We start from the raw sequence: 26038 nt of genomic DNA, 5'->3' as shown, positions 1-26038 counted from the left end.
CTGTTTAGGCTAATACTTTTAGATTAGCATTACTTTGTAACGATATATTTTTTTATTTCATCTACCCAAACATTATAACCTTCTTTAGAAAGGTGTAGTCCATCTATGGAAAAGATAGGGTTCATATATTCTGAGTTTATAGATAAAAGCAGCTTTTTATAGAGGTCGATAAATGTATATCTGTGCTGAAAGCAATATTGCTCTAACTTTTTGTTTAATTCTTTTATCATCTTTTCTTTACCTGATAGCAGTTTCCACACACCTTTAGAAGGACAAAGAGGAAACAGGCTACAAACAAAAATTTGTGTATGAGGGCTTCCATTGTGTAACTTTTCGATAGTCTTGACAATGTTACAAAACACCTTGTCTATGGGTAAGTTATGGCTTAAATCGTTCGTGCCACAGCTAAAGAACACCGCACGAGGCTTAGCTTTAATGACCATTGACAGCCTATGATACATTCCTATGGCATCATCTCCAACAATACCTCTGTTTATAATAAGGTGGTCGGTGTGAAAAAAACGATTCCAATCGCCTCCATATTCCATATGGCTATCACCAAACATTATTACTTTGCCTGTAGGCAATTTGCCTTCTTTTAGAAAAGTCTCCATTCTCTTTGCATAATGCGTAGAACTGCTAAAAGCTTGTTCTTGAGCTTTTATCACTTGTAAAAAGGAAAAAGACGTAACATATAATGCTATTATTATACGATAAAACAATTTCATCTTTATCTATTATTTATGCAAAGGTAAAGAATAATAGTAATAAAAAAAACTGGCTTACTCTTTTTTTTAAAAAGAATAAGCCAGAAAAAATACAAATTTATGAATCTTGAGTTTATTTAAAAACCAGCATTATTTCATAACAGCAAAAACTTTTTGCACATATTTTTGAGTTTTGGCAATGCTGTATCTTATGCCTCCAGCCCAAATACGAATGCCTTTCTCTATATTGTTCAAAGGGTTATGAAATGACTGAATAACCAAAAACATCTCTTTTGATTTTTGAACATTGAAGCGATCGGACAGGGTATAACGCTTTTTGCTACCTCTTGCTTGCAAAATGTTATTACACTCTTTTACAAGAACAGGAGATATTTGTAATACTCCGGCATATTGCCCATTAACAGCTTTTGCTTTTCCTCTACTCTCTAAATGAATAATGGCGTCTATTACTGGTTTCCAATTAAACTCATTACCATTTACTTTTTCTTCAGCATTAACACTTACAGAAAACAAATTAATTAATAAACTGAATACAATTACTTTTAAAAATCTCATCATTAAATACTTTCGAAGCATCTGAATTAAAACCCTTTAAAAGGGTATAATTACACAGTACGTTCCTATGTGAGAAAGAGTTACCACCGTACCTCTGCTTCATGTTATTGATGCAAAGGTATAAAAAGACTGTCGAAAATCTTCATAACTTGTTTACAAACAGCAGTTTTCTTTGTAATTCTTAACACAGATCATGTGCGATAGCTTTGAAAAAACATTTTATTATAGAAATGAAAGATTTATAAACACCAAAACATATAGTAGGTAAAACACTTATCTTTTTAAGCGTTTTGCATCAATGTCTTTAATGTTTTATCACAGCATATAAAGGCATATATACATTATTATTATAGCAGGTGAAATCTTAATATTAGCTAAATAATAGATGTTATATACGTGATAATGCATGAAAAATAATACTTTTGTCAGTAGATATTATTAGATTTGTAAAGTCTATATAGCGGCAAGATGAGTTTAGTAAAGAAAAGGAGTTATAGCTTGTTTTATGCGTGGATACTGTTATTAGTGTTCACTGCATCTCATATAAGCAAAAGTCTTGACCTACACCTTTACCAAAACATCTCACAAACATCTAAAACTCAAAAGGTATATCAGGACACAGATATAAAGCCTTATTGTTCTATCTGTCATTTTATATGGCTAAAGTCAGAATCAGCAAAGAATATTATCTTTACTCCTATTCTTGTAGGTATTCTTATAGCACATTATGAAATAAAAGAAATTACTGTTTGGCGTCCTGTTAGCTCTGTTAATGCTCATTCTCCACCCACTTTTTAGTCTTGTCTAAGATTTGCTTAGACGCTTGTTTCTTTTTATTAGGCACAATGTTTTTATGTCGTTTGTATATAAAATAGGATATTATATATACAAAGGTGTGTTTATTAATAATCTGTGTTTATACTAACGTTGTTGCTTTAAGAAGAAGTGTTGTGCCAAGTTGTTTAATATATTTTTTAAAAATTTTATAGTGTAGGAATGAATAAAAAAGCCTATGTTAGTTTTACTTTTTTTTGTATTACTAACTTTAGTTTGATTCCTTCTATTAAGAGCTATGCGCAAAAACCGCAACATGCAGGTGCGCAGATAGACTCTGTTCAGTCTAAAACATATAGCTTGGGAGGGATAACTGTAAGTGGAGAAAGAAAACTTGTTAGTGTAAACGCCATTAGCAGCCAGATAGATAAAACTACGATAGATCGTTCTTTAGGTCAGTCGCTTGCTACTATGCTTGAGCGCATTAGTGGTGTAAGTGCCATACGAACGGGTACAACGATATCAAAGCCTGTGGTGCATGGAATGTATGGAAACCGTTTGCTTATGATAGTAAACGGTGCGCGCCAAACGGGACAACAATGGGGCGACGATCATGCTCCTGAGGTAGATAAAAACAGTAGCGATAAGATAGAAGTTGTTAAAGGTGCAGAAGCGGTGAGATATGGATCGGAAGCTCTTGGTGGAGTTATTGTAATGCAGCAAGCTATGTTGCCTTATGGTAAGAGGCATGTAAAGGGTAAGCTGCTTACTATGTATGGCGATAATGGTAAACGCTATCAGGTAGTAGGTAGGGCAGAGGGTTCTGCGCCTTTTCTTAACGATTTAGCATGGAGAGTGCAAGCTACATATAGTAATAGTGGCGACCAATACTCTGCAAAGTATATACTTAACAACACTGGGACGCGTGAGCTTAATTTTTCCGGAGCTTTAGGATTTAAGCATAAAAGCCTACGTATGGAAACCTTTTTTACGAGATACGACCTTAAGCTGGGTGTGCTCTTTAATGCACAGATGGGAGAAGCCTCCCTTCTTGCAGAACGTATCTCGCTCGGAAAGCCTGTCGTCTTTACGCCTTTTACCAGACATATAACATATCCTTTTCAGCATGTGGTACATAACAATGTAACTTTTAAGATGTATTACGCTGCTAACGGTATAGGAGACTTTAGCTGGTTATCTTCTTTTCAGAAAGATGATCGTAAAGAAAACAGAATACGTAGAGAGAATCTTTCTGAAATACCTGCGGTAAGTTTGCATTTACAATCACTGCAAAACAAAATACGTTGGCATAAAAGGTATGATGAATGGCAGTCAGAAATGGGAATACAACATTGTTATACTAATCACAAAAACGAACGCGGCACAGGTGTAGTACCTATTATACCTAACTATGTAGAAAACACTTTAGGTATATATGCTATTCAAAAATATAATAAAAGCAAATGGAATGTGGAGCTTGGAGCAAGATACGACAAGCAGGATACTAAGGCTGCAGGATACGATTGGACAGGACATTATTATGGTGGACATCGCTCTTTCTCTAATTTTACTTATAACATCGGTACACAATATAAAGTAAACAGGCTATTAACAGTTTATTCTAATTTCGGAGCTGCATGGCGCGCACCACACGTTTACGAGCTTTATAGCAATGGTAACGAACTTGGATCGGGTAGATATATCATTGGCGACTCTACTCTTAGCTCTGAAAATAGCTATAAGTGGGTTACGTCAGTGCAATATAAAAGTACTTATATTAAGCTACGCCTTGATGCTTATCTACAATGGATAAGAAACTATATGTACGACAGACCTGCACATGAAAATATCACTGTAATATCAGGCACATACCCTATATTTAAATATATGCAGACTAATGCCTTCTTTCGTGGTATGGACTTCGATTTACATATATTACCTATAAACTCTATAGACTACCATTTTATGACCTCTATGATATGGGCTAACGAGCAGAGTACAGGCAACTACCTACCATATATACCATCTTTTCGCTTTAGTCATAGCATTACTTATACACCTAAACCTATAAGGCAATGGGCATCATGGATAGCTCTTAACCACAACTTTGTAGCACGGCAGTATAGGTTCGACCCAAGTACCGACCTCATAAACACAGCTCCTGAGGCATATAATCTTTTTGGTTTTGAAGCTGGAGTGTCATGGACTATAGATGCTCATAATGCTCTATCTCTTAGCGTAATAGGCGAAAATGTCTTTAATAAAGAGTATAAAGAATATACTAACCGAGCACGTTATTATTCGCACGATCTCGGAAGAAACATCAGCATAACAATGGGCTGGAAATTTTAATAATAACTATTAATACTTTTATAAACAATGAAAAGATTAACATTTACAACATTACTGAGTAGCTTACTCATATTAAGTAGCATAATGATAGCAAGTTGTAGCAGCGATCCTGCTCAGCCTGAAAACGAAATTAATAACAAGCATCATGAAGATCCTTTCTCTTCTGTGTTTACACTCATAGAAGGTAAGCTCAAAGAGGGGAAGAGCTTTTCTGCTAATCTCTTGCCAGAAGATGTAATACTTACTAACAATACGCAGGTTATCTACTATACAGTAGATAATAATCATGATAAGAAAAGTCAGGGGTTTCATATAGATACTTCTAAGGGTAGTGATAAGTTTGTAGTAAAAAACAACACTAAAGATTCAAGGACGGTATACATGTTAAAGATAGATTATTATAATAAAGACCATCAGCTTATGAATGATCAGTTCTTTGAAAACGACCAAGATAAAATACATCAACATTTCTTTCAACTATTTAAAACAGATAAAAATAATATCTCTATTCGTGAAAAGGATAAAAGCAAGTTGCCTTTCGATTATGTCTATGCAGATGATTACAAAGGAAAATTTATAGGGAAAGAAAACCCAATGGGATTTAAAGGGTTTGTTATCTTTAAGGAAGCAGGAAGGAAATTTGATTTAAAAATATCTTTAATGCACTCTGGAAATATGAGCAAATTTGATGAAAACCATAAAGCGTCCGATTTTTATATCCCCTCAAATGGTCAGATTACTAACGCCCTGTGGGACTTTCAGGCTATATTACCTATAGAGATTAAGTAAAGAAAAATAACAATTAAAAACATATCAACAATGAAAAAAACTTTTAACATATTACTCTCCCTTGCTATTGTAGTCCTTATAGCGGTATCGTTTATAGCATGCAGCAGCGAAATGCCTGTAGATAATAGCAAGAAGACAGAAGGACAGCACCTCTCTGGACCTATACCTGCAAGCGTAGAGGTTAAGATAGTTTACGGACATCTACATGGTTATACAGGTTTTCATGAAAACGCCAGAATGGCAGGCACTACGTTTATAACGCCAAAGCCTACTTTTAAGTTCAGATTAGAAAACAACCAGTGGGTAGCCGATAAAAATAATCCAAAATATCTTTATGCCTTTAGCTCTAACAGTAGTTTTAACACTGAGGCTGCAAGGGCTTATGCTTTAGATATACACTATTTTGATGCTAATGGAAAAGATATTACAGCAGAAATGGTTGCTAACGGGAAAGAAGACAAGTTACAACACTTCTTTGTGCCAGAAGATGTAAAACCTTTAAACGATTTCGATAAAAATATAGATAATCCTAATAATAACGATTTCTTTAGATATGATTATATTGATCCTACACCGTTTGGAAAGACCATGCACGATGATAATGCAAAATATAACGGACTAAAAAACCCAATGGGATTTAAGGGATATATGACCTTTGGATATAGTCGACAAACCTTCAAACTTGCCGTTAAGCTGATGGAAGCGAAAGGAAAAAAGGATATAACTTACAAGAAGGTAGACTTTATTACTAACGACCATATAAACGAACACACACATAACTATAAGCAGGTAGCATCATGGACTCCAACGAAAGAGCAGAAAGAAGATAACTTGTGGTACCCTACATTCTATATACCTGTGATGGTTTATGCTTGTTGGGGAGAAGAATATTCTGGAGATGTGGAAATGGGCGAAGACGGATCTTTACCCAAAATAGAAACTTTAGAGCCAAAGACGCAGCGATTAATAAAAACTATACAAAACAATCTTGGGCTTAGTTACAAAGAAATAATAGAAAACTTATATTACCAACTAAAAGGTGATGCTAACCCAGAGGCTGGTACATACTGGTTTTAAGTAAACCTCTCTTTAAGGTATAACAAACTAAAGAAAACAAGAAAAGTACTTTTCTCTAACGCAATAATGTAAGAAGAAAGTAAGAAGAAGCCACGAGGTAAACCTGATTTACTTCGTGGCTTACATATAAAAGCATAAAGTATAAAGAATTATTCTCCTTGCAATTGTTTTGCTAAGAAAGTTATAAATGGGCGCATAACCTTTTGTGAAGGCTCTGCCGATATACGACTTAGCTTTATATCATCACCCATACCATCAAGAATGCTAAACTTATATTTGCCGTTGTCGTCTAAATCGGCAGCAAGCGATAAGAGCTTGTTTTGATAGAAAGCAGCAAAAGGCTTACCTTCTCTTTTTGCGTCTATAGCTGTAAGCATCTCATGTATAAGAAAAGCCATATCGCTCACCTTTTCTATCCAAGGCTTAATGTCGGCATAAAGCAAGCTATCTGGCTCGTTAGCAGAACGCTTCATCACCTCAAAGGTGTTACATTCGTTTATCAAAAGCTCCATTTCAGCCTTTAAAGCTGTAGTTTTCCCATCTTTCTTATATGCAGCAATAAGGTCTTTTAGAGGGTTGTCGTCATAATAACGCAGATATTTTGATACATGACAAAAAGCCTTAGCACGCTGTTTACCTACTACGGCACACAAGGCTGCCCTGTAGCTCTTCTCATTATCAAACCCTTTATGGTTCCAAGCATAGTCGCCTAAGCCGAAAAGGGCTATCTTAGAGGCTGTTCCTTGCTGCATGGGGTTAGAGATTAATGCACTTGCACCATTTAAAGTAGCTTCTAACCTTGCGTTGTTGTCTATCCAACGTTCGTCGGCAAAGTTAGTATAAGTATCGCTAACGAAAAGTTTGCTCATATCGTTATCATTACATGGATAGTTCCACCACCATGCTAAAGGACGCCCGAAGCTCTTTGATACCACAGATAAGTCGTGCGAATTAGGTACACTCCATATCTTAGCCCCAGTAATATATACCACAACCTGTTTCGGGGTGTGGCTTAAAGCCTTGAAAAAGTTATGTCGCACGGTGTCGTTAAACCATGAATAAGCGTACAGCTGCGGCACAAAGTTGATAGGTTTTACCGTGTCGGCAGCCGATTTATATGTTTTGTTCCACATAGCCTCCACAGCCTGCTGAGCTTCTGTTAGCCTTTTTGCGTTCAGTGAAAGACTAATACTATCTAAAGGTACACCAATATCATCTACAAAAATGCCAAACTGGCGCACGCCAAGCTGATACATCTTCTCAAACTTATTCATTATCCTGCCTATAACATTGTTGTCCTTGTTCTGGGTGAAAGCACTTCCGGGGTGAATAGCCCAAATAAAGTTTACCTTATTATTATGGGCTGTCTTGGTAATATCACGCAGCATAGGGGCAGATAAATAGCCTATAGCCTTTTGTTCAGAAGTAATAGAGTCGGGATAAGGCTCTTCCCACTTTTGTGAATGATAAGGATCGCTCTTTGCACCATACATATAGCTATTCATCTTATAACGTGCCATAAAGCGGAAAAGGTCTTTTGTAGTTTCGGCAGTATAAGGCACACCATAATAGCCTTCTATAACGCCACGATATTGTATGTCAGCATAATCGTCTATCTTTACACAAGCTAAGTTTTGCGTACCATTATCTAATATCTGCTCAAGAGACGCTATACCATAAAATGTAGCATCGGTGTTCTCGCCAAGTATAAGAACGTTAGCCCTACCTTTTTGAGAGGTAAGATAAAGCAAGTGCTTGTCAAACTTGCCTTTTTTATCAATTACATCTGGCGTTATATGCCATTTTTTCATTATCTTGTTAGCTACACCATTGCTGTGAGCCACACCAAGAAAGACGTTTGAAAGACTATTCTTAGCTTCCTTACCAAGCCGTACGCTTAGCCCTTTAGATGCTAATAGCTCTTTAATACGAGCCACAGTAACATTATCTATAGAAGCATCTGCTACTACATTTACCACCTTTGTAAAAGAAGCCCTTGTTCCTAAGAGCTGTTGGCTGTGAGGTACAGGATAAATAGTATACACGCTTTGCGCTGCTATTAATAACGAAGTAGCAAAGAAAAACATACATGCTACAATTTTTTTAACACACATTTTAGCTTTTATATTTAGGTTTATATTATTTGCTATAATAGAAAAAAGTGATATTAGTGTTATACATCTTTATATATATAAAATGTATATTCCCCTACAAAGGTATAACTTTTTTTGATAATACATCAGAATGTTAATAAGGAATAAGTCTTTTCACTATCAAAAAAAAGTATATCCTTTTGAAAGGTATTGGTAAGAATAAAAAGTAAAAAAGCAAAGTTCTCCCTTTTTTTATGTACTTTTGCACCTAATATAAAATATCAATGCATCGGTGCATTAATAAATGTTACGCTTCAAAAAATTAGATATATTCATTGCCAAGCAGTTTGGTTTACTCTTTGTAGGCACTTTCTTCATCAGTCTTTTTGTACTGATGATGCAGTTTTTATGGCGTTTTGTAGACGACCTTATAGGTAAAGGGCTTACCATAGATGTGCTTGCACAGTTTTTTGGTTACATGGCTTTAATGATGGTGCCACAGGCTCTTCCGCTTGCTGTGTTGCTATCGTCGCTGATGACTTATGGTAACCTTGGCGAAAGTTCGGAGCTAACAGCCATAAAGGCGGCAGGAATATCTTTGTTTCAGTCTTTTAGAGGGTTAATAGGCATAACCATTCTTATAACACTATTATCGTTTTATTTCCAGAATAATATTGCTCCTGTAGCGCAGAAGCATCTCTATCAGCTTATTATATCTATGAAGCAAAAGAGCCCAGAGCTGGAAATACCGGAAGGAGTGTTTTATAGTGGCATTCCACAAACTAACCTCTATGTTGAGAAAAAAAATCTTAAAACAGGCCATTTATATAATATAATGGTGTATCGTATGACCGATAGCTACGAAGATCAGGCTATAATACTTGCCGATTCGGGTATGCTTCAGTCTACAGCAGAGAAAAAACACCTCGTTCTTAACCTGTGGAATGGAGAGTGGTTTGAAAATATGCGCGACCAAGAGATAGGAAACAGCTCAAGCGTGCCATATCGTAGAGAAACTTTTGCGCATAAAAAGATAGTTATAGACTTCAATGGCGACTTTAGTCTTACTGAGGTTGCAGGCCTCTCTAACGATGCACGTACAAAGAGTTTAGCCAAGATACAACACGATAAAGACTCTCTAATACAAGTATATGACAGCGTAGGAAAAGCATATTATAAAGATATGCAGAAGGCATATTATCCACACCCTATACTAAAAACGGCACAACAGGAAAAGGTTAGAAGGATAGAAAGTTCTAAACATTTTAATATCGATTCCCTTTTTGCTCATCTGCCCACCGATAAACGGCGAACAGTAGTGGATATGGCTCTGGCTAACGTTCAGCAAGAAGTGGGAGAACTGGAGTTTAAAAGCATGATAACCAGCGATGCTGATAAGATAATAAGGCAGCATACTATAGAGGAGATTAACAAGTTTACACTTGCCCTGACCTGTCTTATCTTCTTTTTCATAGGTGCTCCGCTTGGGGCTATTATACGTAAAGGAGGGCTCGGGCTGCCTATTATAGTAAGTGTTATAGTTTTTATAATATTCTATATCTTAGATAATACAGGGTATAAGATGTCCCAGCAAGGTGCTTGGGCTATATGGTTTGGTAAAGGACTCTCGCCGGCAGTACTGATACCTATGGCTTTGTTCTTTACATATAAGGCTAATAACGATTCTATGTTCTTTAATGCCGACTTATATAAGAACACCTTAAAACGCATCTTGGGCATTAGAATGAAACGAAACATATTAAGAAAAGAAGTGCTTATCTCTGATCCTGATTATCATAAAGATGCTCTGACACTTAAGCAGATTAATGAAGACATTGCAAGATACCACAAGGATAAGCGGCTCACATCGCCTCCTAACCCTATAAAAGTGTTCTTTAAATATCATGCCGACCATAAGATAGAACAGCTAAACGCACTTTTGGAAGATATTATAGACGATTTGAGTAATACTAAAGATCGCTTTATACTAAGCGAACTAAACAAGTATCCTATCATTGCTACTAAGGCACACACACGCCCATTTGAGAAAAAATGGCTGAATATTGTTTCAGCACTCATAATACCTCTGGGCATATTCTTTTACTTAAGAATGTGGCGTTTCAGATTTCGCTTATACCGAAACCTAAAAGAAATAACAAAAGTTAATAATAATATCATAGAAAGAATACAGAAAAGCAGAAGTTAAAGAAAAATGAATTATAAATAGTAACTATATGGAAAACTTTAAATTAGATAGCATTGAAGATGCACTGCAAGACTTTAAAAAAGGCAAATTCATTATCGTTGTAGACGATGAAGATCGTGAAAACGAAGGCGACTTAATAATGCCAGCGGAGTTTATAACTCCTGAAAAGGTGAATTTCATGCTTAAAAATGCGCGTGGAGTGCTATGCGTGCCTATCACTAAAGTAAGAGCTACAGAACTGGAGCTGCCACATCAGGTACCTAACAACACCTCTATGCTGGAAACTCCTTTCACGGTTACTGTAGACAAACTTGAAGGCTGCTCTACGGGAGTATCTGCTCACGATAGAGCCGAAACCATAAAAGCCCTTGCAGACCCCACTTCAAAGCCCGAAACCTTTGGACGTCCGGGACATATAAATCCTCTTTACGCACAAGAGAATGGTGTGTTGCAGCGCTCAGGGCATACAGAAGCAGCTGTAGACCTATGCCGCTTAGCCGGCTGTTACCCTGCAGGAGTGTTAATGGAGATAATGAACGAAGACGGCACTATGGCACGAATGCCCGATTTGCAGGTGAAAGCCAAAGAGTGGGGAATGAAGATTATTAGCATTAAAGACCTTATTGCCTATCGCTTAGACAGAGAAGCAGGTATCAAAGTGGGCGAAAAGGTAGAACTACCCACTATGTATGGAAACTTTCAGCTCATTCCTTTCCAACAAAAAAACAATGGCATCGAACACATGGCTTTAGTAAAAGGAGAGTGGAAAGAAGATGAAAGCATATTGGTGCGAGTACACTCTTCATGCGCTACGGGAGATATATTTGGAAGCTGTCGGTGCGATTGTGGCGAACAGTTGCATAAAGCTATGGAGATGATAGAGAAAGAAGGTAAGGGAGTACTGATATATATGCAGCAAGAAGGACGTGGCATAGGGCTTATGAATAAGATAGCTGCTTACAAGCTGCAAGAACAAGGCTTAGACACCGTTGATGCTAATATACACCTCGGATTCCGACCCGATGAGAGAGAATATGGTAGCGGCGCAGAGATGCTCCGACACCTCGGTGTACACAAAATGAGGTTAATAACTAACAATCCCACCAAAAGAGTGGGCTTAGAAGCATACGGACTGGAAATAACCGAAAACGTTCCTATTGAGATTACCCCTAACAAGTACGACTATCGTTACCTAAAAACGAAGCAAACACGTATGGGGCATAATCTTCATTTGTAAACAATGTTATAAAGCTTTTTAATTGTTATAATAAGCGTAGCCTCTTTTTTTAGAGGCTACGCTGCTTTATATAGCCACTTACTGCCTTATAAAAGCCATACTATAGCCTTATAATCATACGAGCATAGCTCGCCCTTTAAGCCACAGAAAACCTACTTTTATAAAGAAAAACATTATAGGCGGGAAATAAAAATAAATTAATTTTACTGCATTTTTAATCTATTTTTATACTAAAAATAATTTATTTTTCCTTTTTGCTCGATTCTTTTTCCTTGCAAAATGTTTACCTCTTATTTATATATAGATGTGCTTTGGTATCTTATTACCATGTAGCAATAGCAATTCTAAGTAATAATATTTCTTTTCTTTTACTTATATATATAATGTAAAGCAGGTATATTTTTTCCATGTAAATATACCTGTCTCTGCCGTTTTTGTAGCTATAATAAAGGTTAAGCGTCTTTTCGTATCGAAGCCAAAAAAGTCCGTTTCTAACCTTATAGGAAACGCCACTTCTTCGCAAAGTAAAATTTTTAATGTAAAATATGGCTTTTTTCTTTTGTTATATAAAATAATTGTTTATCTTTGCCTCTGAGTTCTATAAGATGTATCAGAGACGCTTAAAAGGACGCCCACTTTTTAATATAAGAGGTGGATAAAATCTTTTTAGAAACCTAAATTTAGATAAAATCTATAAACTAACATTTTAAAATAACAACAAAATAAACAATTTAAAAAGTTATGTGGAAATTCTTAAATCCTCCTAAGTATAAGGAGGCTCAAACAGGAGTTGAAGCCGACTCACGTTATCGCTCATTGCGGTGGCAAGTATTTATTGGTATATTCATAGGATATGCTGGTTTTTATATAGTTCGTAAGAACTTTTCTATGGCCATTCCTATGTTAGATGGGTTAGGTTTTGGAAAAGATGAGCTTGGTATTGTTTTGTCAATGAATGCTATAGCTTATGGTTTTTCAAAATTTATCATGGCAAGTATTTCCGATAGGAGCAATGCTCGTACATTCTTACCTTTGGGGTTAATACTTGCTGCTGTAGCTATGTTGTTTATGATAGTGCCTGTGCAGTGTTTGGGTGCTGAGCATAAGTCGCTGGCTATAATCTTAATGGCAGCACTTAACTTCCTCGTTGGTTGGTTTAACGGTATGGGCTGGCCTCCGTGTGGTAGGGTTATGACCCACTGGTTTTCTATTAAGGAGCGTGGAACATGGATGTCTTTTTGGAATTGTGCCCATAACGTAGGTGGTGCTTTGGTAGGTCCTATGGCAGTATATGGTGCTGTATGGTTTGGTTCATTATTTTATGGAGCCGACAAAGATCGTTATTTCCTTATAGGTACTTACGCTTTCCCTGCAGCAGTAGCTGGAATTATAGCTATCATAGCTTACTGTTTGATACGCGATACACCTCAGTCGTGCGCTTTACCTTCTATCGAGAAGTGGTCTGGAGAGGCTTCAAAGGGGTATAGTGAAAAGTCGGAGGAAGTGCTTTCTACTAAAGAGATTTTCCGCACTGTGCTTACTAATAAGTTTTTATGGTATATTGCCTTTGCTAATGCTTTTGTTTATATGGTGCGTTATGGCTGTTTAGACTGGGCTCCTGCCATTCTTACCGAGAAGGGTATTAACATAAAAAGTGCAGGTTGGGCTTATTTTGCTTACGAAATGGCAGCTATTCCCGGAACAATAATCTGTGGCTGGCTATCGGATAAAGTGTTTAAAGGGCGTCGTGCTCTACCTACTATATTATTTATGGTGTTAGTGGCTGTTGCTATTGTTATTTATTGGCAATTCCTCGACAATCTTAATGTAGTAATAGGCTGCTTAATAGCTATAGGTTTCTTTATCTATGGTCCTGTGATGTTAATAGGTGTTCAGGCACTCGACTTAGCTCCTAAGAACGTATCAGGTACTGCAGCAGGCTTAACAGGCTTTATGGGCTATGTGCTTGGTACAGCATTACTTGCTAATATCGTTATAGGCTATGTTGCTAAAGACTGGGGTTGGGATATAACCTTTATACTGCTTCTCATAGCTTGTATTCTTTCCATTGTCTTTATGGCTTTAACATACCATGAAGAACAGTATCTTGCTAAAAAATTAAACAAATAATAAATCTTTATTTTGTAGGCATCTTACATTAAGAGGCTTTAATATTATAACAAATAACCCTTATATGTTTCTCTTTTAAAGAATATATAAGGATTATTTGTTTTTTATTTGTGAGCTTTACATATTATAAAAAATGCTTTTTCTTTGGTATATGATATACTTTAAACAGTATAGGCTAAACAAGGTGATATCATAGAGCTTAGAAAGGAAAAAGAATGTAGCTTTATTGCATCAACTTATTTAGGTAATAGTATCTGTTTAATGCCTTGCTCTCGGTGAATGATATGCACCTCTATGTTAAATTTGTTATGAATATGTTCGGCTAAATGTTGTGCGCTATATACAGAGCGATGTTGTCCACCAGTGCAGCCAAAGCAAAACATAAGATGGGTAAAGTTACGTTCTATATAGCGTTTTACGTGATGATCGGCAAGGGCGTAAATAGGTTTTAGGAAGTTTAGTATCTCACCATCATCTTCAAGGAATCGTATTACTGGCTCTGTTAGTCCGTTAAGGTCTTTATAAAGAGGGTAGCGTCCGGGGTTGTGTGTACTGCGACAATCAAAGACGTAGCCTCCTCCGTTACCACTATCATCGTCAGGTATTCCTTTCTTAAAAGAGAAGCTAAACACTTTAACTACCAGTTTGCTTTTATCTTTATGCTGCTGGATATTATCGGAAGTATTTCCCGATTTGTCTATATGTAGCAGGCTTAAATGGTCTTTTGTTTTAGTTGAAGTTTCGTCCTTAGGGCTAAACTGTGGCAGGTTAATGAGCCTTTTAAGTATATCCATAAGGTGCGGATAAGGGAAATGTAAGCCATCGGTGTTAACCATATCGCGTAGGTTTTGTATCGCGTATGGTATGGAATTGATGAAATACTGTTTATGCTCGAAGTATCCTCTAAAGCCGTAGGCTCCTAATACCTGTAATGTGCGAAATAGTATGAAGAGCGAAAGGCGACTTACGAAATGTCTTACAGATGGCACTTCGGTGTATTGTTTTAGGCTTTCATAGTATTCTGCTATAAGTTGTCGGCGCAATTTAAAGGGATATTTTGCGCTTGCCTGCCATAGAAAAGACGCCAAATCGTAGTAGTAAGGACCTTTTCGCCCTCCTTGGAAATCTATAAAAAAGGGGTTCCCGTTATGGTCTAACATTACGTTTCGTGCTTGGAAATCACGATATAAGAAGGCTTGCATGGGTTCTGCTGTAAGGTCTTTAGCAAGCATCTGAAAGTTAGCTTCAAGCTTTAATTCATGAAAATCTAAGCCTGTAGACTTTAGAAAGCAGTATTTAAAGTAGTTAAGGTCAAATAGTACGCTTTCTTTATCGAACTCAGGCTGTGGATAGCAGTTGCTAAAATCAAGCCCATGTGCTCCGTTTATCTGTATGTTGGGCAGTGCACGTATAGTTTTTTTTAACAGTTCTATTTCTTTAAGATTGTATTTACCGTTAGCCTCACGACCTCCTTTTAAGGCATCGTATAGAGATAATTGCCCCAGATCGCTTTGTAGGTAATATAACTCATCATCGCTCACTGCTAATACCTTTGGTACAGGTATCTGTTTTGTATAAAAGTGTTTAGCAAGATATATGAAAGCATGGTTTTCTTCCTTGCTTACTCCTTTTACACCTATTATAGTTTTCCCCTCTTTATCAGTAAAGCGGTAGTAGCTTCTATTGCTACCTGATAGTGGTATCTTCTGAGTGTTTAGGGGTGTATATCCTAAATATTTTTCATATAGAGCTATTAGTTTGTCCATTTTCAAGAATCCTTTTCAGCGTCGTTTAGCTTTTTTGTAATATCTTTAATTTCTTTTTCTCCTCGTTTACGGTGTTCGTATTGCATAAGTAGTCCGTCTATAAGCAGGAGAATAACCATGATAGCACAGGTTAGCAATATGGAGCGTGTGATGTAATATAGCCCACCTATTACGATGAAAAGTACTAAGAAATGTTTCCAATTGATTTTTGCTTTCATAATGTGGCAGAGGTGATAATTTTAGTTTGTGCTGTTATTATTTATTTTAAAATATTATTCTGTGAGTTTTCATTACTTGTTTTTTATTACTTCTTCATCTTTTGTAACATATCTTTTCCAGTAAGCAATGATGATGGTAGTAAGTGGTAAGGCTATGATTAGCCCTATAAATCCCAGTAGTGCTCCCCAGATGGATAGTGATAATAGCAGCATGGCAGGGTTTAAGCCCATAGCTTTCCCCATTATCTTAGGTGTTATTACCATATCTGTTATAATCTGCACTATAATAAAAACGAGCAAAGCTCCTCCGAATATCATCCAGAAGTTGTGTCCAGTATCGGCAGCTTTCATAAGTGCTAAGATAGCAGTAGGGATAAGAGCCAGGGCGTGTAGATAAGGTACAAGGTCGAGTATGCCTATGAGTATTCCTAAGCCTATAGCCATGGGGAAGTCGATAATAGAAAAGCCTATACAAAACATGATAGCCATACATAGAGCTACCATGCCTTGCCCACGAATATAGCTATTGAGTGCTTTTTCTACATCAGATGCCAACACTCGAGAGAAAGAGCGCCACTTTCGTGGTATCATTTTAAAGAAGTTCTCTCCTAACGACTCATAATCGAGTAAGATGAAGAACATATATAATAATGTGATAAAAGAGGCAATGACAGAAAACACCACGTTAGCAGTTTGCCCCAATAGGGCGAATACCTGTGGCATGGCAGTTTTGATGGCATCTGTAAAGTCGCGACTTTTTAAGAAATGGTTTATCTCAAATCTATGAGTGGTAAACCATTGCTTAAGCATGGCTGCAATGTTGTTAGAATGGGTATTGCTTTGTATGTATTTATTTGCCAGCACTTCGAGCTTTTCCATCTCACTTATGAAAGGCGGCACAATGATAAAGACGATACCTGCGATGATGGCTATTATAAGGATAAAGGTAATAATGATGCTTATAGCTCGCGATGTTACATGCATCTTATATTGTATAAACTTTACTACAGGGTAAAGCAGATAAGCCAAAAGCCAAGCTATGAAAAAGGGCAAAAGCACTTCGGAGAGGGCTTTAAGCGTAAAAAACACAGCTGCAAGAATCAGTGTAATGACCGTCCAGCGTAGAAATTTATCTAATGAAATAGGGTGTAACATAAGCTTTTAATGGGGTGGTTATTTCTTTATAGACTCGTCCGCGAGTATTGCTTTGTTGTAGCAATCGCGGCAAAGAGGCTCGTATTCGCCTTGCTCTCCAAGCAGAACACGGTGCTCATTAGCTACAAGCCGATGGCTAAGATAAGCTAACGCACCACATTTTACACATATAGCATGCACTTTAGTAACATTGTCGGCTATGGCACATAGGGCAGGTATAGGCCCGAAAGGCACACCTTTATAGTCCATATCCAGCCCTGCTATTATGACACGCATACCGTTTTTTGCAAGCGTGTTGCATACTTCGACAAGGCCTTGGTCAAAAAACTGTGCTTCATCAATGCCCACAACGTCTATGTCTGAAGCTAAAAGGAGAATGCTTTCAGATGAGCCTATAGGCGTAGATAGGATAGAGTTGTGGTCGTGGCTTACTACTTCTTCTTCAGAATAGCGTACATCTATAGCGGGCTTAAATATCTCTACCCTTTGTTTGGCAAACTTTGCTCGCTTCATTCGTCGAATAAGCTCTTCCGTTTTACCCGAAAACATACTACCACATATTACTTCTATACGACCTTGATGCCGTCTTTCTCCGTTAATATTATCCATTGCTTTTATTTTATATAGTGCAAAGATAGCTATTTTACCATTAAAGTAGGGACAAAATTACAAATAAGTTATCCTATTTTTCTTATTGTAAATATATAAAAAAAGGTGTGAATTAAAATGACATAGTTGTAAAAAAATATAATTTCTTTTGTCTTTTTCTTTTATTAATTTACATTTGCGCACAATATGGGGATATTGTATTTAGTGCCAACACCTGTTGGAAACATGGAGGATATTACCTTTAGAGCTATTCGTATCTTAAAGGAGGTAGATCTTATCTTGTGCGAGGATACTCGTACATCGGGTGTGCTTTTAAAGCATTTTGAGATAAAGAATAAGCTCATGGCTCATCATAAGTATAATGAGCATGGCACTACTTCGGGCTTAGTAAGTAGGCTTAAGGCAGGACAGAAGATAGCTTGCATCTCTGATGCAGGTACTCCGGGTATTAGCGATCCGGGTTTTTTCTTAGCACGTGAGGCAGCTGCTAATGGCATTACAGTAGAGGCTTTGCCCGGTGCTACAGCATTTGTTCCAGCCTTGGTGTCGAGTGGTTTGCCTTGTGATAGGTTTGCTTTCGAGGGTTTTCTCCCACAGAAGAAGGGGCGTAAGACGATGTTGGAAAGTTTGAAAGAAGAGCCTCGCACAATGGTTTTTTATGAGTCGCCTTATCGTGTGGTTAAGGCATTGGAACAGTTTGCTGAGGTGTTTGGGGCTGATCGCAAAGCGAGTTGTTCTCGTGAAATATCTAAGCTGCATGAAGAGACTCTTAGGGGCACGCTTTCAGAGCTTATAGACCATTTTAAGACCATAGAGCCTCGTGGCGAATTTGTCATTGTTGTGGCAGGGAAAGAAAAGATAAAGCAGAGTAACAAAAAATAAAAAAAAATAGTAATATAAATCATTATAATTATGAAAAAGTTGTTTTTAATGGCAATTTGTGGAGTGATAGCTCTAACATCTTGTAATCAGGGAAAGAAGTCGGCTAATCCTATGGCGTTGCAGAATGATTCTTTGCGTTCTATTATTGATGCTCGTGATAGTGAGATTAACGATATGATGAATACTATGAATGAGATTCAGCAAGGGTTTGCAGATATTAATGCTGCTGAGCATCGTGTAACGATAGCTAAAGATGGCGAGCGTGCTGATAAAGCTTCACAGATAAAGGAGAATGTGCAGTTTATTCAGCAACGTATGAAAGAGAATAGAGATCTCATAAAGCGTCTTGAGGAGCAGTTGCGTTCAACAGGCTTTAAGGGCGAGGCTATGAAGAAGATGTTATCTCAGCTTACTACACAATTGCAGCTTAAAGATGCAGAGCTTCGTCAGCTACGTTCAGAATTAGAATCTAAGAATATTCATATAAAAGAGCTTGACGATGCTATTACAGGATTGAATACCGATGTAAGCAATCTTAAGACCGATAAGGAAAACCTTACAAACGAAAAGCATGCTTTGCAGGCCGATAAGGAAAACCTTCAGGTAGAGAGCAGCAAGAAGACAGAGACAATAAACTCTCAGGATAAGCAGCTTAACACGGCATGGTATGTGTTTGGAACAAAGCGTGAGCTTAAGTCGCAGGGAATCCTTGCTGGTGGTCAGGTTCTTAAAGGCAACTTTAACAAGAACTACTTTACAAAGATAGATATTCGTGTAACTAAGGAGGTGAAATTCTATAGTAAGAGTGTTCGTTTGCTTACCGTTCACCCTAATGGTAGTTATACGCTTACTACAGATAGTAATGGTCAGTATATGCTTCGTGTTACTGATCCACAGCTTTTCTGGAGCACAAGTAAGTATCTTGTAGTTCAAGTAAAATAAAATAAAGCGATGTCGTTAAATTAAAATTTTAAGGAAGGTTATATAAAAAAATATAGTTTTCTGTAATATATAAAAGAGTATCCCTTATATATAAAAGATAGTGGGGGTACTCTTTTTTGTATATAAGTGTTTTTGTGATATATAAAAACGTAGTATTTTTTTTATATTCATTTTTTTTTCTATCTTTGCAGGGAGGTATTATATATATAAAATTGTGTAAACGTATGAAAACATTTTTCATCAACGTATTTTCTACTGTTGTAGGTATTTTTGTGGCAGGCTTTGTAGCGATAGCTTTTTTTATTGGTAGTATATTGTTAATGATTATAGGTAGTAGCCATAAAGAGTCGGTTGCTGATAATTCTGTCTTAACAATAAATCTTACAGGTCAGATGGCTGATAACCAGCAAGAGGATAATCCTTTAGATAAGTTTATGGGTAATGCTATAAAGTCTATAAGTTTGAATACTTTTGTAAAAGGGTTAAAGATAGCAAAGGAAGATAAGAAAATAAAGGGTGTGTATTTAGAGGCAGGTTTGTTTCAAGCAGATTCTTATGCTACGTTACAGGAAGCTCGTAAGGCTTTGTTAGACTTTCAGAAGGGAAGTGGCAAATGGGTTATAGCCTATGCCGATAGCTACACACAGCAGTCGTATTATCTTGCATCAGCAGCTACAAAGGTATATCTTAACCCACAGGGAATGATAGACTGGCACGGATTAGCCGCCCAGCCTTTATTTTTAAAAGATGCAATGGCTAAGTTTGGTGTTAAGATGCATGTAGCAAAAGTAGGTAAGTATAAGAGTGCTACAGAAATGTTTACAGAGGATAAGATGAGCGAAGCTAACCGCGAGCAAACTAAAGCCTATATATCAGGTATATGGGGTAATGTTGTGAAAGAGGTAGCACAGAGCCGTAATCTTACGGTAGAGCAGCTTAACAACTATGCCGATAGTGCTATTACCTTTGCAGCTCCTACCGATTATAAGCGTATGAAGCTGGTAGATGGTTTGCTTTATTCAGATCAGATAAAGCAGCTTGTAAAGAAGAAGATGGGAGTGGAAGACGATTTGCAGCAGACTTCTTTAGAAACCTTGATAGAAGATGAAGATGTAAAAAGCATAAACGATAAAGAAGAGATAGCCGTTTACTATATGGCAGGTGATATAGTAGATGGTACTGTGTCAAATCCGATGGCACGAGGGAGCGTTATAGATGCGCAGAAAGTATGTAAGGATTTGGCTAAAATAGCTGCCGACGATGATGTAAAAGCTGTTGTTATTCGTGTTAATTCTGGAGGAGGATCGGCTTATGCCTCGGAACAGATATGGCATTATATAATGGAGCTAAAGAAAAAGAAGCCTGTAGTGGTTAGTATGGGAGGTATGGCAGCCAGTGGGGCTTATTATCTATCGGCTCCGGCCAATCTTATAGTGGCTGATCCTACTACCTTAACAGGTTCTATAGGTATTTTTGGAATGTTCCCAGATTTTAGCGGACTGTTAAGAGAAAAGTTAGGTGTAAAGTTTGATGAAGTTTCTACTAATAAGCATGCAGCTTTTGGCACTATATCTCGTCCTTTCACCATAGAGGAGATGCGCTTGCTTAGTCAGTATGTAGGTCGTGGATATAAGCTCTTTTGTAATCGTGTGGCAGAGGGAAGAAAGTTATCTTTCCAGCAGGTAAACAATATCGCTCAAGGACATGTGTATACAGGAGAGTATGCTAAGACGATAGGGCTTGTAGACTATTTGGGAGGATTAGATGTAGCAATATCAAAGGCAGCTAATCTTGCTAAGATACGCGATTATTATACGCAGGACTATCCAGAGCCTTTGTCTTGGGTAGAGCAGATATTCGATGAAGATATAGTAGGTAGTTATCTCGATGATAAGGTAAAGGCGCAGCTTGGCGATTTCTATCAACCTTATATAATGCTTAAAAATATTAATAAGTTTAGTGCTATTCAAGCACGTATACCGTTCGAACCAAATATCCATTAATAATATTTTGGAAGGCGATTATATAAAAATAAGTTATTGGCTGTTACCCTTCAGTTGGCTTTACGGCATAGGGGTATGGCTTAGGAATTACCTCTTTGATGCAAAGATATTGAAGAGTAAGAGCTATTCTGTACCTGTTATTTCGGTAGGTAATATCACTGTGGGTGGCGCAGGAAAGACGCCTCATGTGGAGTATCTTATAGGTTTGCTTAAGAATAGCATTCAGGTAGCTGTGTTATCACGAGGTTATAAGCGTAAGAGTAGAGGCTATGTTATAGCAGATGATAGCACATTAATGAGGGATATAGGCGATGAGCCTTATCAGATGAAGATGAAATTTGATGGCATCTATGTCGCAGTAGATAAGAATCGTTGTCATGGCATAGAGCGTTTAATATCCGATGAGGCTACTAAAGATGTCGATGTAATTTTGTTAGATGATGCTTTTCAGCATAGGTACGTAAAGGCAGGGATAAATATTCTGTTAGTGGACTATCATAAGTTTATCATTTACGACAAGCTTCTCCCTGCAGGCAGGCTGCGTGAGCCACATAAAGCTAAGATACGTGCCGATATTGTTATTGTAACTAAATGTCCTAAGACTTTAAATCCTATCGATTATCGTGTGCTTTCTAAGAAGATGGATCTTAAGGCTTTTCAGCATTTATATTTTACTACATTATCTTATTGCGACTTAAAGCCTATCTTTAACAATAAGGGTGATATTCCTCTTAGCGATATTATGGGTGAAAATATCTTATTGCTAACGGGTATAGCGTCTCCGGAGCATCTACAAGCGGATATTATGGAATATACTCGTGGTGCACAACCAGAGGTGATGGCATTTGCCGATCATCATAATTTTACCGCTCATGATATAGAGCGTCTTAACGAGAGATTTGCCTCTATGCCTTCTCCTAAGCGTATTATTACTACTGAGAAGGATCAGGCTCGGCTTGTAGGTCTTAAAGGATTATCAGAAGAAGTAAAACAAAATATATATGCTCTACCCATAAAAGTGGAATTTATGTTAAACGGGGGAGAGCTATTTAATGAAAAAATACAATCTTATGTACGAAAAAATTCAAGAAACAGCATCTTGGCTAAGAGAAAGAATAACAACAAGCCCAAAAACAGCAATAGTTCTGGGAACGGGCTTAGGACAATTAGCTTCAGAGATAACAGAAAGTTATGAGTTTTCATATCGTGATATACCAAACTTTCCTATTTCTACGGTAGAGGGACATTCTGGCAAACTTATCTTTGGTAAGCTGGGGGGTAAGGATATTATGGCTATGCAAGGTAGGTTTCATTATTATGAGGGCTACGATATGAAGCAGGTAACTTTCCCCGTGCGTGTTATGCATGAGCTTGGCATTAAGACTTTATTTGTTTCTAATGCGGCCGGAGGAATGAATCCGAGCTTTAAGATAGGCGATCTTATGATTATTACTGATCATATTAATTTCTTTCCAGAGCACCCTTTGCATGGTAAAAACTTTCCTACAGGTCCTCGTTTCCCTGATATGCATGAGGCTTATGATAAGGCTTTGGTAAATCTTGCCGATGAGATAGCTGCCCAAAAGCATATTGACGTGAAGCATGGCACTTATGTAGGTGTGCAAGGTCCTACGTTTGAAACTCCTTCAGAATATAGAATGTATCATATTTTAGGTGGCGATGCGGTAGGTATGAGTACCGTTCCTGAGGTTATTGTAGCTCGCCATAGTGGTATAAAGGTGTTTGGTATTAGTGTTATTACGGATCTTGGGGGCTTTGATGTGCCTGTAAGAGTAAGCCATGAGGAGGTGCAGCAAGCAGCTAATGCAGCCCAACCTAATATGACGGAGATATTCCGTGAAATTATTAAGCGTTCTTAAAAGAAAAGAATTATATAAGATGGAAATAAAAGAATTAGGCGAGTTTGGCTTAATTGAGCATTTTACAAAAGGTATAAAGAAAAAAAACTCTTCTACTGTAGTTTCTCTCACCGATGATGCCGCTGTGTTAAGTTATGAGAATAAGCATACTTTGGTTACTACGCAGATGTTTATGGAGGGTATTCAGTTCGACCTTACCTATATAGATATGGAGCATTTAGCGTATAAGTGTGCTATGGCTACTATGAGTAATATTTTTGCTATGGGTGGAAATCCTCGTCAGATGTTATGCGCCATAGCTATAGGTAAACGTTTTATAGTAGAAGATCTTGAGAGCTTTTATAGTGGTTTGCGTCGTGCATGTGATAAATGGCATGTAGATATAGTAGGTGGCGACACCTCTTCTTCTTATACCGGATTAGCCATTACTCTTACTTGTTTAGGTGAAGTGTCTAAAGCGGGGGTGCTTACGCGTAAAGGAGCTCACCCTACGGATCTTATCTGTGTCTCAGGAGATCTTGGTGCTGCATATATGGGGCTTCAAATCCTTGAGCGAGAAAAGACGGTATATTATCAGCAAGTGCAGGAATATAATAGTAAGCTGAAGGCTTCTAAGGGTAGTAATGACAAGCAAGCCTTGCAGGCTTTGGCTAAGGGCAAAGAGCTTATAGACCATTTCCAGCCCGATTTTGCTGGTAAAGAATATCTTATCGATCGTCAGCTAAAGCCAGAGGCTCGTGGTGATGTAATAGAAAGTCTTTATGCTGCAGGTATTCACCCTACATCTATGATAGATATTTCAGATGGTTTAGCCTCAGAGTTGAAGCATATTTGTAAGCAGAGTGGTTGTGGCTGTAGGGTGTATGAGGACAAAATACCTATCGATTACCAGACAGCAGCTACTTGTGAAGAGTTTAATATGAACCTTACCACAGCAGCTCTCAATGGTGGAGAGGATTATGAGTTGCTCTTTACTTGCCCTATAGGCGACCATGAGAAGTTAGAACATTTAGAGGGTGTGCGCCAGATAGGATATATAACAGATGCAAGTTTGGGTGCTTTCTTAATTACTCGTGATGGTAATGAGTTTGAACTAAAGGCTCAGGGTTGGTCAGAAGATAAAGGCTAAAAGGCATGAGCTTTATAGGAGAATTTATAAGTTTGGCAGTGGCAGTACTATGGACTGTTGCTGCTCTTACGTGTGAGGTGTCGAGTAAGCGCGTAGGTGTAGCTGTTACTAATGTGTGGCGTATGCTCTTAGGGCTCGTCTTGTCTATGATATTATGTTATATCTTTATGGGCAGTGCTCTTCCTCGTTATGCTGACCTTCAGACGTGGGCATGGCTATTATCATCAGGGGCAGTAGGTTTTGTTGTGGGCGATATGTGTTTGCTTAATAGCTACATGTCTATAGGTTCGCGATACGGACAGCTTTTTATGACTACAGCTCCTATTTTCTCTGCCCTTTCAGCATGGGTGCTCATGGGACAGCGCATGACTTTTATGAGCATTATGGCCATGATAGTAACCCTTTTAGGTATAGCAATATCTGTTTTAGGGCGAGGAGAGGGCAAAAAGAGGATAAGTCTTGACTTGCCTCTTAAGGGTGTTCTCTTTGGTTTAGGAGCTGGCATAGGGCAGGGTGTGGGCTATGTGTTGAGCGTTATAGGCTTACATCATTACACAAGCATTGTTCCAAGGGCTTATTTAGATAGGTTTTCCTTAGGATTACCTTTCTCAGCTAATATTATTAGGTTGGTAGCTGGCTTGTTACTTTTTACTGTAATATTAATCTTTAAGGGTAAGGGAGGAGTCTTTAGGCGTAGTTGTCTTGATGCTAAGAGTATGTTTTATATTGTGCTTGCAGTGCTTACAGGGCCTGTTATAGGTGTGGGACTTTCGCTAATGGCATCGCAATATACAGTGGCTGGTGTGGCAAGTACTATCATGGCTACAACTCCTATAATGATACTTTTACCCACTTATTTCCTTTTCCATCAGCCTATTACGTTAAAAAGCGTATTAGGAGCTGTTATCTCGGTGCTTGGTGTGGCTATGTTTTTTATATAGATTATATCTTCCTTCTTAGTGATGGGAATAGGAAAGATAAAAGTATAGAGATATAAAATAAATGTTAAAACAGACAATTTTTCTTACATAAACCTTGCAGATAAGAAAAAAATCAGTAACTTTGCACTCGCAATTAAGGATATAGAGATATCCTTTCATAACTCAAAAATTAATAATTGGAGGTGCTTTAGCTCAGGTGGTAGAGCATCGGACTGAAAATCCGTGTGTCCTTGGTTCAACTCCAAGAAGCACCACTCCTCCTTTCATCAGGGCGATATCTATTTATAGGTTCGTCCTTTTTTCATGTCTTTTTGTTTGTTGTTATATTTATGTTTCCTCGTATGTAGACAAGCAAAAGTATTATTATTACTTTATTTTTTTTGTTCAGAGGGTTATGGATAGTTTCTTTGATATATCTTTTGTTTAGCATTATTCTATTATAGAAAAGCATGAGTTAGTTTTTCTTATCTTCAAATGATGTATATTATGGGTCAGTCGTAAAACCCAGTTGCAAGCCCTCTCCTCTCAGGCACATAATTTCATAAGTATTTGTTATCTTTGCATCATGAAGA

The 26038-nt window shown here is 37.5% G+C and carries 21 protein-coding genes and 1 tRNA gene; 15 read left to right on the top strand and 7 right to left on the bottom strand.

Annotation, left to right across the window (positions count from 1 at the left end):
* Positions 1 to 29 precede the first annotated feature (29 nt).
* Together AC1DCD_RS03420 and AC1DCD_RS03415 are read right to left on the bottom strand one after the other, a co-directional pair.
* The gene (locus AC1DCD_RS03420; RefSeq protein ID WP_464640302.1) at positions 30 to 728 is read right to left on the bottom strand and encodes a GDSL-type esterase/lipase family protein; all 699 of its coding nucleotides are present in this window, start codon (positions 726 to 728) and stop codon (positions 30 to 32) included.
* A gap of 129 nt (positions 729 to 857) precedes the next feature.
* Positions 858 to 1286, bottom strand: coding sequence for a hypothetical protein (locus AC1DCD_RS03415; RefSeq protein WP_019036237.1), 429 nt, complete (start codon positions 1284 to 1286; stop codon positions 858 to 860).
* Between the two features lie 465 nt (positions 1287 to 1751).
* Between AC1DCD_RS03415 and AC1DCD_RS03410 the strand changes: the two genes are divergently transcribed.
* The 4 genes from AC1DCD_RS03410 (at position 1752) to AC1DCD_RS03395 (ending at position 6275) form a co-directional block, all read left to right on the top strand.
* On the top strand, positions 1752 to 2081 hold the full coding sequence (locus tag AC1DCD_RS03410; protein WP_308532543.1) for a hypothetical protein: 330 nt from the start codon (positions 1752 to 1754) through the stop codon (positions 2079 to 2081).
* Between the two features lie 198 nt (positions 2082 to 2279).
* On the top strand, positions 2280 to 4409 hold the full coding sequence (locus tag AC1DCD_RS03405) for a TonB-dependent receptor (protein ID WP_464640305.1): 2130 nt from the start codon (positions 2280 to 2282) through the stop codon (positions 4407 to 4409).
* Between the two features lie 27 nt (positions 4410 to 4436).
* The gene (locus AC1DCD_RS03400; protein ID WP_464640307.1) at positions 4437 to 5198 is read left to right on the top strand and encodes a hypothetical protein; all 762 of its coding nucleotides are present in this window, start codon (positions 4437 to 4439) and stop codon (positions 5196 to 5198) included.
* Between the two features lie 30 nt (positions 5199 to 5228).
* A complete protein-coding gene (locus AC1DCD_RS03395) occupies positions 5229 to 6275 on the top strand; it encodes a hypothetical protein (RefSeq protein WP_464640309.1) in 1047 nt (348 codons plus the stop codon).
* Positions 6276 to 6424: 149 nt separating this feature from the next.
* Here the strand turns inward: AC1DCD_RS03395 and AC1DCD_RS03390 are convergent, their stop codons facing one another.
* Complete coding sequence (locus AC1DCD_RS03390) at positions 6425 to 8389, bottom strand: beta-N-acetylglucosaminidase domain-containing protein (RefSeq protein ID WP_464640311.1); 1965 nt, start codon at positions 8387 to 8389, stop codon at positions 6425 to 6427.
* 283 nt (positions 8390 to 8672) lie between these two features.
* On the opposite strand from AC1DCD_RS03390, the gene AC1DCD_RS03385 reads away from it, so the two are divergent.
* The 3 genes from AC1DCD_RS03385 (at position 8673) to AC1DCD_RS03375 (ending at position 13941) form a co-directional block, all read left to right on the top strand.
* Positions 8673 to 10574 carry an LptF/LptG family permease gene (locus AC1DCD_RS03385; protein WP_008450456.1) on the top strand — a complete coding sequence of 634 codons (1902 nt, stop codon included), beginning with the start codon at positions 8673 to 8675 and terminating at the stop codon, positions 10572 to 10574.
* A 28-nt stretch (positions 10575 to 10602) separates the two neighbouring features.
* On the top strand, positions 10603 to 11811 hold the full coding sequence (locus tag AC1DCD_RS03380) for a bifunctional 3,4-dihydroxy-2-butanone-4-phosphate synthase/GTP cyclohydrolase II (protein WP_464640313.1): 1209 nt from the start codon (positions 10603 to 10605) through the stop codon (positions 11809 to 11811).
* A gap of 741 nt (positions 11812 to 12552) precedes the next feature.
* On the top strand, positions 12553 to 13941 hold the full coding sequence (locus AC1DCD_RS03375) for an MFS transporter (RefSeq protein ID WP_060933422.1): 1389 nt from the start codon (positions 12553 to 12555) through the stop codon (positions 13939 to 13941).
* 236 nt (positions 13942 to 14177) lie between these two features.
* Here AC1DCD_RS03375 and AC1DCD_RS03370 read toward each other — a convergent pair whose 3' ends face one another.
* From AC1DCD_RS03370 to AC1DCD_RS03355, 4 genes are all read right to left on the bottom strand, one after another.
* Complete coding sequence (locus tag AC1DCD_RS03370) at positions 14178 to 15707, bottom strand: RapZ C-terminal domain-containing protein (protein WP_464640315.1); 1530 nt, start codon at positions 15705 to 15707, stop codon at positions 14178 to 14180.
* A gap of 2 nt (positions 15708 to 15709) precedes the next feature.
* On the bottom strand, positions 15710 to 15925 hold the full coding sequence (locus AC1DCD_RS03365) for a hypothetical protein (protein ID WP_019035719.1): 216 nt from the start codon (positions 15923 to 15925) through the stop codon (positions 15710 to 15712).
* Positions 15926 to 15997: 72 nt separating this feature from the next.
* Entirely contained in the window at positions 15998 to 17080 is a 1083-nt protein-coding gene (locus tag AC1DCD_RS03360; RefSeq protein WP_060933424.1) for an AI-2E family transporter, read from the bottom strand.
* Between the two features lie 18 nt (positions 17081 to 17098).
* Positions 17099 to 17689 carry a thymidine kinase gene (locus AC1DCD_RS03355; protein WP_464640318.1) on the bottom strand — a complete coding sequence of 197 codons (591 nt, stop codon included), beginning with the start codon at positions 17687 to 17689 and terminating at the stop codon, positions 17099 to 17101.
* A gap of 186 nt (positions 17690 to 17875) precedes the next feature.
* Between AC1DCD_RS03355 and rsmI the strand changes: the two genes are divergently transcribed.
* The 8 genes from rsmI to AC1DCD_RS03315 all read left to right on the top strand — a co-directional run bounded on the left by rsmI (position 17876) and on the right by AC1DCD_RS03315 (position 25720).
* Positions 17876 to 18571 carry a 16S rRNA (cytidine(1402)-2'-O)-methyltransferase gene (gene rsmI, locus AC1DCD_RS03350; RefSeq protein ID WP_464640320.1) on the top strand — a complete coding sequence of 232 codons (696 nt, stop codon included), beginning with the start codon at positions 17876 to 17878 and terminating at the stop codon, positions 18569 to 18571.
* Positions 18572 to 18601: 30 nt separating this feature from the next.
* Positions 18602 to 19513 (top strand): Cbp1 family collagen-binding glycoprotein adhesin, encoded by a 912-nt coding sequence (locus AC1DCD_RS03345; protein WP_060933427.1) that lies wholly within the window; start codon positions 18602 to 18604, stop codon positions 19511 to 19513.
* Positions 19514 to 19737: 224 nt separating this feature from the next.
* Positions 19738 to 21516 (top strand): signal peptide peptidase SppA, encoded by a 1779-nt coding sequence (sppA, locus tag AC1DCD_RS03340; protein ID WP_464640322.1) that lies wholly within the window; start codon positions 19738 to 19740, stop codon positions 21514 to 21516.
* Between the two features lie 7 nt (positions 21517 to 21523).
* A complete protein-coding gene (lpxK, locus tag AC1DCD_RS03335; RefSeq protein ID WP_019035714.1) occupies positions 21524 to 22711 on the top strand; it encodes a tetraacyldisaccharide 4'-kinase in 1188 nt (395 codons plus the stop codon).
* Positions 22599 to 23396 (top strand): purine-nucleoside phosphorylase, encoded by a 798-nt coding sequence (locus AC1DCD_RS03330; RefSeq protein WP_455566625.1) that lies wholly within the window; start codon positions 22599 to 22601, stop codon positions 23394 to 23396. Before lpxK ends, AC1DCD_RS03330 begins: the two co-directional genes overlap by 113 nt.
* Before the next feature lie 19 nt (positions 23397 to 23415).
* Entirely contained in the window at positions 23416 to 24525 is a 1110-nt protein-coding gene (locus AC1DCD_RS03325) for a thiamine-phosphate kinase (protein WP_464640324.1), read from the top strand.
* A 5-nt stretch (positions 24526 to 24530) separates the two neighbouring features.
* Positions 24531 to 25466: a DMT family transporter gene (locus AC1DCD_RS03320; protein ID WP_464640326.1), complete on the top strand. Its 936-nt coding sequence runs from the start codon at positions 24531 to 24533 to the stop codon at positions 25464 to 25466.
* A gap of 181 nt (positions 25467 to 25647) precedes the next feature.
* Positions 25648 to 25720: transfer RNA gene (locus tag AC1DCD_RS03315), tRNA-Phe, on the top strand.
* Positions 25721 to 26038: the final 318 nt, after the last annotated feature.

The sequence above is a fragment of the Prevotella sp. C0209C1 genome (assembly GCF_056583855.1).
Note: the sequence above shows the minus strand (reverse complement) of the source record. Positions and strands in the feature narration are given on the sequence as shown.

Bases quoted from the DNA above. Each gene is read 5' to 3' on its own strand.
- AC1DCD_RS03420 (WP_464640302.1), bottom strand. From the start codon at position 728: ATGAAATTGTTTTATCGTATAATAATAGCATTATATGTTACGTCTTTT.
- AC1DCD_RS03415 (WP_019036237.1), bottom strand. From the start codon at position 1,286: ATGATGAGATTTTTAAAAGTAATTGTATTCAGTTTATTAATTAATTTG.
- AC1DCD_RS03410 (WP_308532543.1), top strand. From the start codon at position 1,752: ATGAGTTTAGTAAAGAAAAGGAGTTATAGCTTGTTTTATGCGTGGATA.
- AC1DCD_RS03405 (WP_464640305.1), top strand. From the start codon at position 2,280: ATGAATAAAAAAGCCTATGTTAGTTTTACTTTTTTTTGTATTACTAAC.
- AC1DCD_RS03400 (WP_464640307.1), top strand. From the start codon at position 4,437: ATGAAAAGATTAACATTTACAACATTACTGAGTAGCTTACTCATATTA.
- AC1DCD_RS03395 (WP_464640309.1), top strand. From the start codon at position 5,229: ATGAAAAAAACTTTTAACATATTACTCTCCCTTGCTATTGTAGTCCTT.
- AC1DCD_RS03390 (WP_464640311.1), bottom strand. From the start codon at position 8,389: ATGTGTGTTAAAAAAATTGTAGCATGTATGTTTTTCTTTGCTACTTCG.
- AC1DCD_RS03385 (WP_008450456.1), top strand. From the start codon at position 8,673: ATGTTACGCTTCAAAAAATTAGATATATTCATTGCCAAGCAGTTTGGT.
- AC1DCD_RS03380 (WP_464640313.1), top strand. From the start codon at position 10,603: ATGGAAAACTTTAAATTAGATAGCATTGAAGATGCACTGCAAGACTTT.
- AC1DCD_RS03375 (WP_060933422.1), top strand. From the start codon at position 12,553: ATGTGGAAATTCTTAAATCCTCCTAAGTATAAGGAGGCTCAAACAGGA.
- AC1DCD_RS03370 (WP_464640315.1), bottom strand. From the start codon at position 15,707: ATGGACAAACTAATAGCTCTATATGAAAAATATTTAGGATATACACCC.
- AC1DCD_RS03365 (WP_019035719.1), bottom strand. From the start codon at position 15,925: ATGAAAGCAAAAATCAATTGGAAACATTTCTTAGTACTTTTCATCGTA.
- AC1DCD_RS03360 (WP_060933424.1), bottom strand. From the start codon at position 17,080: ATGTTACACCCTATTTCATTAGATAAATTTCTACGCTGGACGGTCATT.
- AC1DCD_RS03355 (WP_464640318.1), bottom strand. From the start codon at position 17,689: ATGGATAATATTAACGGAGAAAGACGGCATCAAGGTCGTATAGAAGTA.
- rsmI (WP_464640320.1), top strand. From the start codon at position 17,876: ATGGGGATATTGTATTTAGTGCCAACACCTGTTGGAAACATGGAGGAT.
- AC1DCD_RS03345 (WP_060933427.1), top strand. From the start codon at position 18,602: ATGAAAAAGTTGTTTTTAATGGCAATTTGTGGAGTGATAGCTCTAACA.
- sppA (WP_464640322.1), top strand. From the start codon at position 19,738: ATGAAAACATTTTTCATCAACGTATTTTCTACTGTTGTAGGTATTTTT.
- AC1DCD_RS03325 (WP_464640324.1), top strand. From the start codon at position 23,416: ATGGAAATAAAAGAATTAGGCGAGTTTGGCTTAATTGAGCATTTTACA.
- AC1DCD_RS03320 (WP_464640326.1), top strand. From the start codon at position 24,531: ATGAGCTTTATAGGAGAATTTATAAGTTTGGCAGTGGCAGTACTATGG.